This window comes from Mesorhizobium sp. WSM3862, assembly GCF_002294985.1.
Lineage (GTDB): Bacteria > Pseudomonadota > Alphaproteobacteria > Rhizobiales > Rhizobiaceae > Mesorhizobium.
In genome coordinates, this window is record NZ_NSGE01000006.1 from 389,798 (window position 1) to 402,669 (window position 12,872).

The 12,872-nt window shown below is 58.4% G+C and carries 12 protein-coding genes and 1 pseudogene; 10 read left to right on the forward strand and 3 right to left on the reverse strand.

The genetic code is table 11. The features are described 5' to 3' along the window. The first annotated feature begins 378 nt into the window (after positions 1-378). The 6 genes and pseudogenes from CK224_RS21160 to CK224_RS31990 form a co-directional block, all read left to right on the forward strand. Positions 379-1,029, forward strand: coding sequence for a VOC family protein (locus CK224_RS21160; protein WP_095783140.1), 651 nt, complete (start codon positions 379-381; stop codon positions 1,027-1,029). A 287-nt stretch (positions 1,030-1,316) separates the two neighbouring features. Beyond that, positions 1,317-1,775, forward strand: a complete 459-nt coding sequence (locus tag CK224_RS21165; RefSeq protein WP_095783083.1) for a MaoC family dehydratase — start codon at positions 1,317-1,319, stop codon at positions 1,773-1,775. Positions 1,776-2,217: 442 nt separating this feature from the next. Next, positions 2,218-2,934: a hypothetical protein gene (locus tag CK224_RS21170; protein WP_095783084.1), complete on the forward strand. Its 717-nt coding sequence runs from the start codon at positions 2,218-2,220 to the stop codon at positions 2,932-2,934. Positions 2,935-3,028: 94 nt separating this feature from the next. After that, entirely contained in the window at positions 3,029-4,762 is a 1,734-nt protein-coding gene (locus tag CK224_RS21175) for a GMC family oxidoreductase (protein ID WP_095783085.1), read from the forward strand. An 11-nt stretch (positions 4,763-4,773) separates the two neighbouring features. Next, a complete protein-coding gene (locus tag CK224_RS21180) occupies positions 4,774-5,145 on the forward strand; it encodes a Rieske (2Fe-2S) protein (protein ID WP_210199667.1) in 372 nt (123 codons plus the stop codon). 160 nt (positions 5,146-5,305) lie between these two features. Then, positions 5,306-5,528, forward strand: a pseudogene (locus CK224_RS31990) (sulfite exporter TauE/SafE family protein); the annotation flags it as partial. A 464-nt stretch (positions 5,529-5,992) separates the two neighbouring features. Here CK224_RS31990 and CK224_RS21190 read toward each other — a convergent pair. After that, entirely contained in the window at positions 5,993-9,010 is a 3,018-nt protein-coding gene (locus CK224_RS21190; protein WP_176477976.1) for a PAS domain S-box protein, read from the reverse strand. Between the two features lie 278 nt (positions 9,011-9,288). Beyond that, a complete protein-coding gene (locus CK224_RS21195; RefSeq protein WP_095783088.1) occupies positions 9,289-9,867 on the reverse strand; it encodes a hypothetical protein in 579 nt (192 codons plus the stop codon). Positions 9,868-10,315: 448 nt separating this feature from the next. Here CK224_RS21195 and CK224_RS21200 point away from each other — a divergent pair, with 448 nt between their 5' ends. From CK224_RS21200 to CK224_RS21210, 3 genes are all read left to right on the forward strand, one after another. Then, positions 10,316-10,708, forward strand: a complete 393-nt coding sequence (locus tag CK224_RS21200) for a response regulator (protein ID WP_245426069.1) — start codon at positions 10,316-10,318, stop codon at positions 10,706-10,708. 81 nt (positions 10,709-10,789) lie between these two features. Beyond that, entirely contained in the window at positions 10,790-11,407 is a 618-nt protein-coding gene (locus CK224_RS21205; RefSeq protein WP_095783089.1) for a response regulator, read from the forward strand. 218 nt (positions 11,408-11,625) lie between these two features. Then, positions 11,626-11,844, forward strand: a complete 219-nt coding sequence (locus CK224_RS21210; protein WP_095783090.1) for a PAS domain-containing protein — start codon at positions 11,626-11,628, stop codon at positions 11,842-11,844. Here CK224_RS21210 and CK224_RS21215 read toward each other — a convergent pair. After that, the gene (locus tag CK224_RS21215; RefSeq protein ID WP_095783091.1) at positions 11,829-12,236 is read right to left on the reverse strand and encodes a hypothetical protein; all 408 of its coding nucleotides are present in this window, start codon (positions 12,234-12,236) and stop codon (positions 11,829-11,831) included. The two genes, CK224_RS21210 and CK224_RS21215, sit on opposite strands and share 16 nt — an antisense overlap. A 170-nt stretch (positions 12,237-12,406) precedes the next feature. Between CK224_RS21215 and CK224_RS21220 the strand changes: the two genes are divergently transcribed. Continuing rightward, complete coding sequence (locus tag CK224_RS21220; RefSeq protein WP_095783092.1) at positions 12,407-12,862, forward strand: (2Fe-2S)-binding protein; 456 nt, start codon at positions 12,407-12,409, stop codon at positions 12,860-12,862. The last annotated feature ends 10 nt before the right edge of the window (positions 12,863-12,872 follow it).

Here is a 12,872-nt window from a genome sequence, read left to right on the forward strand (position 1 = left end):
GCAGTTGCCAAGTGCGCGCACGCCTGCTTGCGCGGCCTGACGATGAGCCGGCGTCGGCTTCAGCATCAGTTACGAAGCCTAGCCAGTTCAGCCGCGAGTACGCTCGCCTGTTTGGCGCGCTGCCAGGAGAGACGCTACGCGGCTCCGTAGCGGATCTTGGGAAGCTGAAAGGTTTGCTATCGCGAAATTAAGGCCGTGATCGGCTGCCTATACCAAGGTATCGCCGACACCATCGTGCAATGGATTCGATCCGGCGCACCCCTGATATTTGCCCCCATGTCCGAGCAGATTGGTGAAATGGCCAGCGCGGCTAGCTCAATCCTGAGCGCCGCAGATCATCCCACCAACGTCGCCGGAGCAGCACAATTGGAGATTGACATGAACGTTATTCAGACCAGCAGAGAAACCGGAGCCCGAGAACGTGCAGTCGACATGAAGCTCGAAGTCGTCGTTATCCCAGTAAAGGACGTGGAGCGTGCGAAGGGGTTCTATGGCGGCCTGGGTTGGAGGCTTGATGCGGATTTCCCGGTCGGTGACAACTTCCGCGTCGTGCAATTCACGCCACCTGGCTCGCCCGCCTCGATCCATTTCGGCATTGGGATTACCAGCGCCACGCCCGGCTCCGCCAAGGGAATTTATCTCGTCGTAGCCGATATCGAGGCTGCGCGCACTGAGCTCATCAGCCGTGGCGCAGAAGTAAGCGATATCTTTCACACCGCCGGTCCGGGGACGCCACGTGTCGACGGTCCGGACCCCGAGCATCACAGTTATTCGTCATTTGCAAAGTTCAGCGACCCCGACGGAAACGAATGGATTCTGCAGGAGATTACAGCGCGGCTTCCTGGCAGGATCAATACTGACGCTACCAGCTTCGCTTCCGTCGGTGATCTCGCCGGCGCGCTGAGACGAGCATCGGTTGCCCATGGCGACCATGAAAAGCGGACCGGGGGCCAATATGATCAGAATTGGCCCGACTGGTACGCCGAATACATGGTCAACGAGCACGCCGGCAAGCCGCTCCCGACTTGAGCAATCGCTAACTCTGTCGCACTTCTCCGCTGGCCGGCCGCTATTGGATGCATGCTAAGCGAGGGCAGACAATCGCAGCGAACGGGCATCCACCCGTTCTCCTCCCAGGGATGCGGACCGGGTCAATCGGACCCGGTCCGTCTCTCCTGACTGTCGAGCCGATGGATGCGTCATCAGGGAATCGCAACAATCCAGGGCAGCGGAGGCATCGAGGTTGTCGGCATGACGTTTGGAAGGGTGGACTGGGACCCCTGTCAGCAAGCAGCTCGGAGGAAGCCGTGAGTGAAATGCCTGCACCTGCCCGCTTGTTCCTAGACGACCTCCATATCGGTCAAACGTTCATAAGCGGAACCCACGCCATTGACGAAGCTCAGATCAAGACCTTCGCGGTTCAATTCGATCCGCAACCTTTTCATACAGACACAGAAGCCGCTGCCGAAACTTTCTTCAGAGGCCTGGCAGCAAGCGGATGGCACACTGCCGCCATTACGATGCGTCTGAACGTGGAGGGCGGCCTGCCGTTTGCCGGCGGTATTATCGGAGCAGGGGGAGAGATCAACTGGCCGTATCCAACACGTGTCGGCGACATCCTTCATGTGGAAAACGAAGTGGTCGAGATCACACCATCCCGTTCCAGGCCTGATCGCGGCATCGTTACAGTCGTAAGCCGTACACTGAACCAGCGTGCCGATGTTGTGCAGACGCTCAAAGCCAAGCTTGTCGTCCTTCGCCGACCGATGAAATAGTGGATGCTGATCCCCGCCAGCTCGCTGTGGGACGCTTCCGATCTGACGCAATATCCATAGTTGATTTTCTTACGAGTTAGGCCGATACCTAGGTATAATTGTCAATTCTTTGCTAGATAACTAGATTACATCTTGGAACAAAACTTAAAATGGCGGTGAAATGCAGGTATTAATCATCCTGCTTCTTTGTCCGACACATGGCGCTGGGCGCGCACGGCCGAGCTGCCGCCACGCCGATGAGCTATCCAATGGCAAGCATCGTCTATCGCCACAGTCTCCGGCGGGCATACAGCGCGATTAGTCCAGGGGACCTAGCGATGAGCTTCGATCAAACCCTCGGTAAGGCCGCCGTATTCAGTCGGCTCGGCACCCGTGCTGCAGGCCGCCCGGGCGCCTGCGGCACTACCATCAATACAGTCAGCCCAAACATTCGGAGATACTCATGAGCACGGCCACAGCACCAATAACCCCGTCGACAAGCGTATATGTCACCCCGGCGTTCTGGGAGCGTCTGTGGCGATCGAGCGGCATTCAGTCTATCGGCCTCTTCATCATCGCTTCTGTCGTTTGTGGATTTCAGCCGCAGATCTCTGCCCCGGCCGATACCGTGGTCGCGTTCTACGATGGAGAACGCCCCCGTATCCTGATCGCGGCTATTTTCTCCGGCTTGGCAATACTCAATCTTCTGTGGTTCGTGGCGGCGCTGCGGACCACATTGGCTGATGCCGGCCAGGACGGTTGGGGAGCGGCCGCGACCGCCGCCAGTGCAATGCTTGGAGCACTATTGCTCCTGCAGATATCGGTAGGTGCTACACTTGCGTACTTGGTCGCCGGATCACAGGATCGCACACTCATATCAGGGCTGAACGCCTTTGCGTGGACTCTCGGGGTGCTCACTTCGTTCCCGCGCGCGATGCTTATCATGTCGGGAGCCTTCGGGCTTTGGCGAGCTAGGCTGATTTCCAATGCACTCTTCGCAGCGGGCGTAGCAACTGTCGTGCTCGGAGTGCTTGGCGGCACGACCTGGCTCAGCGACGGAATCTGGGCGCCCGACGGTGCATATTCGCGGTTCGTTTCTCCCATTCTCCTCTTCCTTTGGGTTCTGGTCGTGAGCCGCGTTCTTCTGAGCCGAGCACCCGCAACGCGCTCCGGATGGTGAAAAAAGATCCAGCCGCGGTCCTCGATCTGCTCGGATATCGAGCGGGGTCCAGTGCCGATTGTGGGCCTGACAACAGCCGGGAAGGAAAAAGGTTATGGCGGTTTTCGACTACGACGTCGTGATCATCGGCTCCGGGTTCGGTGGAAGTGTCGCCGCGCTTCGTGCCGCCGAGAAGGGGTACCGGGTGGGCGTCTTGGAGGCCGGGCGGCGCTGGAAAGACGAGGACATTCCAAAGACCAATTGGAATCTTCCCCACTATCTGTGGTTCCCTGCGGCAGAAATGTATGGGATCCAGAGGATCGAGTATCTCGACGACGTGCTCGTCCTCTGTGGCGCGGGCGTTGGCGGCGGCTCGCATGTCTATGGCAACACGCTCTACGTTCCTCCGAAGCAGTTCTTCGACTCGCCGGGATGGGCGGGCATCACAGACTGGGCCGACGAACTAGCGCCGTGTTACGATCAGGCGAGACGCATGCTCGGTGTCGTTCGCTATCCATACATGCCTACCGATGTTGACCGGTACATGCAGCAGGTCGCCACCGAGATGGGGAGAGGAGAAACGTTCAACAAGACCCCCGTGGGTGTCTACTTCGGCCGTCCGGGCGTCGAGGCCGATGATCCATATTTCGGCGGGGTAGGACCCCGCCGCACCGGATGCATTTCATGCGGCAATTGCCAAGTAGGCTGCGGCCACAATGCCAAGAACAAGGTGACGACCAACTATCTCTACTTGGCGGAAAAGCTCGGCGTCGAGATCCATGAATTGCATGAGGTGTACAATCTCGCCCCCCTCGATGGAGGGGGATTCGAGGTGCATGCGCGTCATCCCGGCTGGGCGCAGCGCGCCGCGCACCTCTACCGTCACACATATACCGCCGAGCAGGTGATCGTCGCTGCGCATGCCTATGGTTCGTCCAAACTCCTTCAGCACATGCAGCACAAACGCCGACTGACGGGCTTGTCGGACCAACTCGGGCAGCGGGCGCGCACGAACTCCGAGCAGCTTTTGGTGATCACCCGTCCCCATGCAGAGTGGAAGCGCAATCCGGAAAAGATCCACATCACCCCGGGATCAGTGGCAATCACTTCAGGCGTCTGGCCGGACCCGGTGACGAGCATCGAGCCTGTCTACTATGGGATCGGAAGCACTCTCCTGGCTTTGATGTTCACCTACCATCAGCATGGCGAACAGAAACATCCGACGCTGTCCTGGGTCAAGGAACTGGTCGAAAACCCGGGCCAAGTGCTTGGGGTCGCGGATCCACGCCGATGGGCTGAGCGGGCGGCCATTATGCTATGCATGCAGACAACGGACACCTCGATCGATCTGTTCTGGCACGACGGCTTGCTGCGCAGCAGACGCGGCTCCGGCAGTCCTCCCTCGGTGCACATCCCGGTGGTCGAGGAGTTCGCCGACCGATTGGCGAAGAAAATGGACAGCGGTCAAGGTGGGTTGGCAACGGAGGTCATAAACCGCACTGCCACTGCCCATTTTACAGGCGGGATTCCGATTGGTGAGAGCGGCACCAGCGGCGCCGTTGATCCCTATCAACGCGTCTTTGGACAGCCCGGCCTGCATGTCATGGACGGGAGCGTGATGCCGGCCAATCCTGGGGTGAACCCATCGCTGACGATCACGGCCCTTGCGGAGCGCGCAATGTCGCTTTGGCCGAACAAAGGGGAGGTGGACCGGAGGCCACCTTTGGGTTCCGGCTACGAGCGCATAGACCCGGTCATGCCGCGTCGACCATGCGTCCCAGCGAGCGCCCCCGGCGCGTTGAGGCTCGACGCGAAGAAGTCCGACATCATCCCCGAATACCCATACTGAAGGAAAACGCGATGGCTGCGCCCGCTACTGATATCTTGCTCCAGGTCGGACCGGAGGTCGCGATTCCTAACGCTTTCGTTGTTCCCTTCTACTTGGAAGACAGCAAGCGACGAATCGCAATTGCACGTGTCGACGCCCGCCTTTACGCGTTCGACGACCTTTGCACATGCGCCCATCAGGCATGTCCCCTCTCGGGTGGCCAGATCACCGGGAAGGTGATCATGTGCCAATGCCATGGCTCCCGCTTCGATATCACGACCGGAGCCGTGATCGATGGCCCGGCGACCAGGCCACTAAACGTCTACAAAGCTCAGGAGGTCGAAGGGGGCATCCAGATCCGCGCGGCGGATGGAGATCATTCCCTCCCCCAATCGCTGGTCTGATAACGGTTCATGCCGAAATGGACCACCTGTGCTCGGTCTCCTTCGCGGACCCAGACGTCAGCAAGAGCTTGAACAAATATCGTGCTCTGTCTTCCTGCGGCGGGGTCGTGTGCGGGGTAACGATGCATGAAACCCCTGGCGGTCTTCGAAGGAGGGTCACTTGGCGTTGGCAGCCGACACAATCGTTGTCGCTTTGCCGCGGTGTTCCTGATCAGCTTCATGAGGGGCGCTTTCGGGGCGGGTTTGCTTTTATCGGCATCCCGGTCCGGTCGCTCGTGATGGATCCGGTGACAGCGGGAGGCCTGCTGGCGCCATTGTTCGTCGCGATGGATCTCACTGCATTGCGCTATTGGAAACCCTCGACATGGTCGAAGCCGGATCTGACGGGGCGTGTGGCTCGGCTGGAAGCTTCACGGCTGTGTGGACCAAGCGCGAAATTGTCCGCGCCGCTACGAGCAAGCTCGAACGATACACGCTCACAGAGGCCGCGTTCGAGGACTACCTGGCTTCCTACGCAGGCACTCGCTTTGTTCAATCGATGGATTCGTCAGGGCGTACCAAGCGAACTCCCAATCCTTCGAGACCTGCTCCCACAGATCCAGACTCCGGTGCGTGTGATCGTTGGGCGATACGATCAGGTTGTTCCCCTGGCCAATGAGGAATTCCTTGTCGATCGCCTACCCAACTGTGCTCTCGCCATCGTCGAGGCAGGACACTTCATATGGGAAGACGCTGCCGACGATTACGCAGCCTGTGTCACAGGCTGGTGGGAGTCAGGCTACGCTGCCGACAACGCCGATCAGCATGACAATCGAGCCTCTATTCAGCTCGGTCGTGCCTGCCCGTTTCAGTGGGGCCTGCCACGAAATTCCATGGCCCCGCTCGCCTTTTTGACAGATGGGTGCAGTGTGAGATTTTCCAGAAGTCCATCTCCGGAATATTCGGGGATGGAGAACGAGAACGTGGCTCCGGGTCCAACATTCTGTTCAGCCCATAGACGCCCGCCGAGACTCTCGACGATCGATCGACTGATGGATAGCCCGATCCCCATGCCGTCGCTCTTCGTGGTATAAAACGTTTCGAAGAGACGTGCCGTTCCCTCCGGCCCGAAGCCGACGCCGGCGTCCTGAACTGTTAACTTGACCTGATCGTTTGCGGCGGGCTCCGTTTGAACGAGCAAACGTCTCGGACGGTCGTCGACGCCTATCATTGCATCGGAGGCGTTGCGCAGCAAGTTCATGATCACCTGCTGGAGCTGGACACGGTCGCCGCCAACGGGTCTGATGCCGTTCGCGAGTTCGGTACGCAAAACGACCTGGTCCCGCTGCAGGTCGTTGCGCGCCAGGGCGATAACCTCGCGCACCACCTCGTTTAGGTCGACAGGTTCGATCTGGATGGTCTTCTTGCTGAACAGCGTGCGCAATCGTGCGATCATCTCGGCGGCGCGGTTGCCGTCGCGGATGGTGCGACGTGCGGTCTCCTGCGCCATTTCTATATTTGGCGGGTGAGCAGACAACATTCTAAGGCAGGTGCTGGCATTTGTGACAATGCCCGAAAGCGGCTGATTGACTTCATGTGCGATAGAGGCGGTCAACACTCCCAGACTTGTAACCCTCGTGACACGAGCGAGTTCCGATTGGGCTTTGCTGAGCGCCTCTTCTGCCAACCTGCGCTGGGTAATATCCAAAACAGCTCCGATGTATTCGAGCCGCTCGGGAGAATCTCCTGCCAGATGGGCGATCAAATGCAGGTATTTGACCGTCCCGTCGGACATACGGATCCGATGCTGATAGTCCAGGTCTCGATCGCCGCGCTGCGCCCGTTGCAAAAAATCGGACATAAGGGGCAAGTCGTCCGGATGTATCCGGGACGCGATCAGATCTATCGTAACCAATTCATTCGTGTCGAATGCGAAGATGCGGCGAAGTTGGTCTGACCAAACGATCTCGCCCGTGGCTACCAGCCACGAAAAATTTCCCATTCGAGCCAATTGCTGTCCTTCGGCGAGGAAGGCTTCGCTGCGTCGCAATTTCTCCTCAGCCTTCTTCCGCTCCGTAATGTCGCGGGTAACTCCGAGCTGCACGATCGATCCGTCGCGGTCAAACATGGGAGCGCCATGGGTTTCCATATGCCGGCGAACCCCATTTATGCTTACGAGATCAAATTCCAGGAAGCCCTTCTCTCCGGCACAGACGCGCTCGTGAAATTCGCGGTACTGCTGCCGATGCTCCGGCACGACAAAATCAAAGAAGTTGTGCCCCGCCACATCGTCCGGGGTGGGCACTCCAGCCATCGTTGCGCCAGCCTGGTTTGTCCTAAGCACCGTCCCGTCACGGGCAAGCACCTTGACGCATTCGGGCGTGGTCTCAACGATGGTGCGGAAACCTTCTTCGCTGCGCTTGCGATCTTCGATGTCGGTGTTCACGCCATACCATTTGACGACGCTACCCTTGTCGTCGCGGAGCGGATTGGCGCGGAAGAGGAACAATCGATAACTGCCATCATGGCGACGAAGGCGAGCCTCTGCCTCCCCAGGGGCGCTCGATGCCAAAATTGTCTGCCAAGCGCCAGCGAGCCCCAACATGTCATCGGGGTGAACCGCAGCTGTCCAGCCCCAGCCCTGAGCCTGATCAGCGGACATCCCGATATAGTCGAGATAGTGCTGGTTGAAAAACTCAGCACTTCCGTCAGGTCGGGCGGACCATGCCAATGCGGGAATAGTGTCGATGGTTGTCTTCAAACTGCGTTCGCTGGCAGCAAGCGCCTCTTCTGCGCGCTTCTTCTCATCGATATCGATATGGAGGGCGTACCGCCCGATGATCCGGTTATCCGCGTCTCGGACAGGCCATCCGCTAACTCGAAACCACCGATAGATTCCGTCCTTGCCGAGAAGCCTTTGCTCCGTCTCGTAGGAAGCCCCGGCGGCGATGAAGCGCTGTCGATTTTGAATTACGCGCTGGAGGTCGTTTGGGTGAACGACGTTCGCGGTTTCCCAATGTCTCATTTCCTCTTGCGATTTACCGAAATATTCGAGCTGCCGAGGGTTCATCGCCAAAACTTCGCCCCTCGGCGATAGGACGGTAAGCCCTGCCGGAATCGTATCGAAGATCAGCCTCGAATTTCGCTCGGCCACCTTTCGGTCCTCGATGTCGATCAGCAGGTGCAGCCAGCGGACGATACTGCCTGCCGCATCTCGAAGAGGCAGGCCCAGAACATTGTACCAGCGGTAGAAACCGTCGGCGCGGCGATGCCGGCTCTCGATATTGTAGGGAACACTTCTGTGGTGCGCGTCCAATTGGGCAGTGACCGTTCGTTCCAAATCTTCCGGATGCACTACGTCCGAGCTCCTCCACCCTTTGAGCTCATCGAACGATTTGCCGAAATAGTCGAGCGTGAGCTGATTGAGTCCTTCGACTTCGCCAGAGGGCGTAGTCACCGCGACAGGAATGGGGATGCTGTCGACGATGTTCTGAAAATCGAGCTCACGACGCCGCAGTTTTTCCTCAGCAAGTCGAATGTCCTCAACGTCCGTCGCCGTTCCGCACCATTTCTGGATGCCACCGGCTGCGTCACGGATTGGAGAGCATTGGAACAGCACCCTGCGAAACTGCTCGTCGAAGCGCCTGATACGCACCTCCATCTCTCCGGTCGCCCCGGATGCCAGGATCGTCCGCCATCTATCGAGCAAGTGGTCAAGGTCATCGGGGTCGACGAAAGCCTGCCATTCCGACCCACGAACGTCCTTCAATCCAAGGCCAACGTATTCAGACCAGCGTCGATTGACGAAATCGAGCGACCCGTCGGGAAGAGCGATCCAGATCATGGCCGGTAGCGCGTCAAAGACGCTGCCAAGATCCACTTCCATTGTCATCCCCTCGCGTGTGCGACCTGCGCCAGCGCATTAGGCGCTCATTATGCTCCGTCGTCCTATCCTCGTCTAGGAAACTGTCCGGAGGCGGCTCGCTGCGGGTAAGGGCGCTTATTCTCCATGTTTCGAAAGCTGTTGCCAGTTGCAACCGAGCTTTGATTGGCAGAGGGCCGTCATGGCCTCATGGAAATCCTCTGGGACGGCTCACTGCATGCACACAGGTTACCGGACGCACGAGCCTCAGAGGCAAACGCGCCGGAAATCCTGAAATCGTCTCAGATGCCCACAGCCGCTTGGCGGATGCTAGTTGCCAGCGCTCGCAATCCTGGCGCTGGCAGTCGCTGCAAGCGAAACGCGTCGATTTCGATGTCCTGCCTTTCGAGGAACGTCACGAAGGCCTGTGAGACGTTCGATCGAACGCGGTTGGTGAGCTTGGACCTTCCGCCGTCCACGGCCGTCACGCTTACCTCCCAATGGATGTAGACCGACGCTGGCCCGCGAGCGGTGGCGAGGTCGGAACGCGATTCCAGCACCAGCTTATCTCTGCTGGCGTCCGTTTCGATATAGTAGTGCGTTATCAAGCTTCCTCCGATCAGTTCGACCTGTATCGACATAAGCTTGCCGTCCGGGGCCCTGATGAAACCGGGCGCCAGATCATCCGCAGCGCGCCTGTCATGCTCGACAGAGCCGTGGAACCATTTGGCAAGATCAATGTCCTGGATAGGTGCTCGAACGATGGTCGTTCCAGTCATTTCAATGGCCTCGCCGTCCGCCGCAGAAGTTCGTGCCAAAATTGCGGGCCGTGGAGGGCGCGAATATATCGGCATTGTTACCGCAAGATCGTTTTTTGGCATGGCTTCCTCCGGTGATTTTGCGTCTAGGCTGATTGTCAGACATAAACAAAATAGTCGGGGGCAAAGCCATTACACAAAGGTGTCGCCGATGCCTTTGTATAGGTTCGGCCTGGTCAGGCATGAAACCACTGAACCGACACTATGGGACAATAGACGCGGAGAGGGAAAGGCGCATTGTTGGGGGCATATGCGTACCTGAAAGGACGACAATGGTTATGAAGTTTGGCTGCTGCTGGTCCGATCGTAGGGTGGTGAAAGAGCCGCGAGTTCGTTCGCCAATTCGGGAACTTTATGGTTCTGCTCTCCCGGCTTCGCAGCCAGGTCCTCGAAATACCCGATCCGTAATGGACATAGGGCGAACTGTGCTTGCCAGCATTGGCCTTTGGAGGTCGCTCGGAAATGGAGCGATTATCCGCGGGGAGTGCCTTCCTTGAGCTGGGAGGCGGCTATGCCCAGCGATGGTAAAGGTCGCATGAGCGCCTCACGTCCGCTTGTCGCCGTTGTCGACGACGACGAGTCGGTGCGCGAATCCTTACCTGACCTGCTCATCGAGCTTGGGTATCGACCGGCAGTTTTCTCGTCGGCCGAGAGCTTTCTCGCGTCGGATGGTATGGACAATGCCGAATGTTTGCTCCTTGACGTGGCTATGCCGGGCATGACAGGACCCGAGCTGCTCCAGGAATTGGCAGGCCTGGGTCGGGCTATTCCTGTTATTTTCATTACAGCGCAGAGAGGTGATACGGTGCGCCAGGACCTGATTGGTCTTGGCGCGATCGACTGTCTGTTCAAGCCGTTCGGCGATACGGAACTTAAGAGCGCCTTGAGCCTTGCGTTCCGATAATGCGAACTCGATTCGGCTAAGCATTGGAGGATGGTTGCGATGTATTCCGAGACATTGCGAAATGAGGGGAGATCTGCATCGATGGCACAAGAAACGCCGATCGTGTTCGTCGTCGACGACGACATCTCTGTTCGTGAATCTCTGGAATTGGTAGTCCGATCGGCAGGTTGGGAACCGAGAATTTTTGCGTCCGCGCAGGAGTTCCTGGATCATCCGCGCGCGTCTGTTCCAAACTGCCTCATACTCGACGTCAATCTGCCCGATCTCAACGGTCTCGATCTGCAGAGCATGGTGTCCACCGAACGGTCGGAAATGCCCATCATTTTCCTGACAGGGTATGGCGATGTGCCGATGACGGTGAGAGCCATGAAGGCTGGCGCCGTCGAATTTCTCACGAAGCCTTTTTCAGACGAAGTTTTGTTCAGCGCTATCGAACAGGCTCTGGAGCGCAGCCGAGTTTCGCTCGCACTGCAAACAGAAATGCGCTCATTGGTGGACCGGCACGCCTCGCTGTCACGCCGCGAGCAGGAAGTCATGGCTCTTGTCGTGTCGGGTCTTTTGAACAAACAGGTGGCTTTCGAACTCGGTATCAGCGAGATCACGGTTAAGGCGCATCGGGGCCGCGTTATGCGAAAGATGAATGCTGGATCGCTTGCCGACCTTGTCACCATTGCCGCCAAACTCGAGATCAGGCACTAGAACAAACATCGCGAAGCGCAATCGCTAGATCGCCGCGATTTCTGCGCGGGGACATGCGCGTGGCGGGACAGGTCGCGGAGTTTCCCTTTTTCCTGTGCGGGTCGTCAGCTTTGTGCCGCTCGACCGGCCCGAGCGCCATCTTGCGCCCCACCGACACCTAAGCACAATGGAATGAAGTTCTGGACTGGCTCATAGTCCTTTGACGAGAAGGGATACGAATGAGAATCGGTCTCGACCGCGTCGTGGAAGAGTTGCCGGCCATGGTATGGACCGCGGACCCCGAGGGTCGCGTTGACTCGGTCAACCGCTGGTGGTCCGAGTACGTAGGTTCAAGTCCCGACGACGTTCGGGGTCGGGATTGCCAGGCCGCAGTCCACCCCGACAACGGCGCAGGAAGATGGCGCCTAGGCCTGCAATCATGTCAGTGCGACGGGTAGTCCCAAACATCGGCCGGCAGCTTGTCCTTCAGCGCTGCATACATGGCATCGCGGAACAGCTTCACCGCCGGGTAGGGGCGAAGAGCAATTGTGCGCTCTACAATCTTGCCCTGCTCATCGTCCACGATGACCTCGAGGCTCTCGATTTTGTGGCCATCCATGGTTCCTACCCAGCGCAAGAAGGTCGTGCGCTCATCAATCTTGTACTCAGTCGTGTAGGCTCCAGATCCGCGCGTTGAGCTCGACTGAGCAAAAATTGCCGCAATGGCTTCGCGCCCCTCGATCGGTCGAGCTAGGATCGGACTGTTGAAGACGATGTTGTCGGCAAGCAACTCACGTACTTGAGCCGGCGTAGGCCGACCAGATTCTCGCAACTTTCGTAGCGGATGCATCAGCTCTCTCCAGAAGGCGCGACGCAATTCTTCTACACCCCACGGCATCCCGCCGGAATGAGACCAACGTATCGCCGACACCATTGTATAATCGATCGAGGACGCTCTCCCGCTGCATGCTCTCATATGCCAGGCAATCAGCCCTGGCGACGAAAGCTCGGGAGACAGCTATGCCGTTCACTGTCAAAGTCAACGACCAGTCCCATGAAGTCGATGTCGACGGTGATACGCCGATCCTATGGGTGCTGCGCGATGTACTCGGCATGACAGGCACGAAGTTCGGATGCGGCATGGCACTCTGCGGTGCGTGCACCGTGCATGTCGACGGCGAGCCAGTGCGGTCGTGCATCACCACGATCGACAGTATCGGTGAGTCCTCGATAACTACGATCGAGGCGATCGGCATGACCGAGGCAGGCGCCAAGGTTCAACGCGCCTGGCTAAACCTCGAGGTGCCGCAATGCGGTTACTGCCAGTCTGGGCAAATCATGTCCGCAGCCGCACTGCTCGCGAATAATCCGCACCCGGCAGATTCCGACATCAATGACGCGATGTCGGGGAACATCTGCCGATGCGGCACTTACATCCGCATTCGCGATGCAATCAAGCTAGCTGCAGCAAGCTGAACGGGGCGCT

What these genes read in the sequence shown, in the direction of transcription:
- CK224_RS21160 (WP_095783140.1), top strand. Translation starts at nt 379, where the DNA reads ATGAACGTTATTCAGACCAGCAGAGAAACCGGAGCCCGAGAACGTGCA.
- CK224_RS21165 (WP_095783083.1), top strand. Translation starts at nt 1,317, where the DNA reads ATGCCTGCACCTGCCCGCTTGTTCCTAGACGACCTCCATATCGGTCAA.
- CK224_RS21170 (WP_095783084.1), top strand. Translation starts at nt 2,218, where the DNA reads ATGAGCACGGCCACAGCACCAATAACCCCGTCGACAAGCGTATATGTC.
- CK224_RS21175 (WP_095783085.1), top strand. Translation starts at nt 3,029, where the DNA reads ATGGCGGTTTTCGACTACGACGTCGTGATCATCGGCTCCGGGTTCGGT.
- CK224_RS21180 (WP_210199667.1), top strand. Translation starts at nt 4,774, where the DNA reads ATGGCTGCGCCCGCTACTGATATCTTGCTCCAGGTCGGACCGGAGGTC.
- CK224_RS21190 (WP_176477976.1), bottom strand. Translation starts at nt 9,010, where the DNA reads ATGGAAGTGGATCTTGGCAGCGTCTTTGACGCGCTACCGGCCATGATC.
- CK224_RS21195 (WP_095783088.1), bottom strand. Translation starts at nt 9,867, where the DNA reads ATGCCAAAAAACGATCTTGCGGTAACAATGCCGATATATTCGCGCCCT.
- CK224_RS21200 (WP_245426069.1), top strand. Translation starts at nt 10,316, where the DNA reads ATGCCCAGCGATGGTAAAGGTCGCATGAGCGCCTCACGTCCGCTTGTC.
- CK224_RS21205 (WP_095783089.1), top strand. Translation starts at nt 10,790, where the DNA reads ATGGCACAAGAAACGCCGATCGTGTTCGTCGTCGACGACGACATCTCT.
- CK224_RS21210 (WP_095783090.1), top strand. Translation starts at nt 11,626, where the DNA reads ATGAGAATCGGTCTCGACCGCGTCGTGGAAGAGTTGCCGGCCATGGTA.
- CK224_RS21215 (WP_095783091.1), bottom strand. Translation starts at nt 12,236, where the DNA reads ATGCATCCGCTACGAAAGTTGCGAGAATCTGGTCGGCCTACGCCGGCT.
- CK224_RS21220 (WP_095783092.1), top strand. Translation starts at nt 12,407, where the DNA reads ATGCCGTTCACTGTCAAAGTCAACGACCAGTCCCATGAAGTCGATGTC.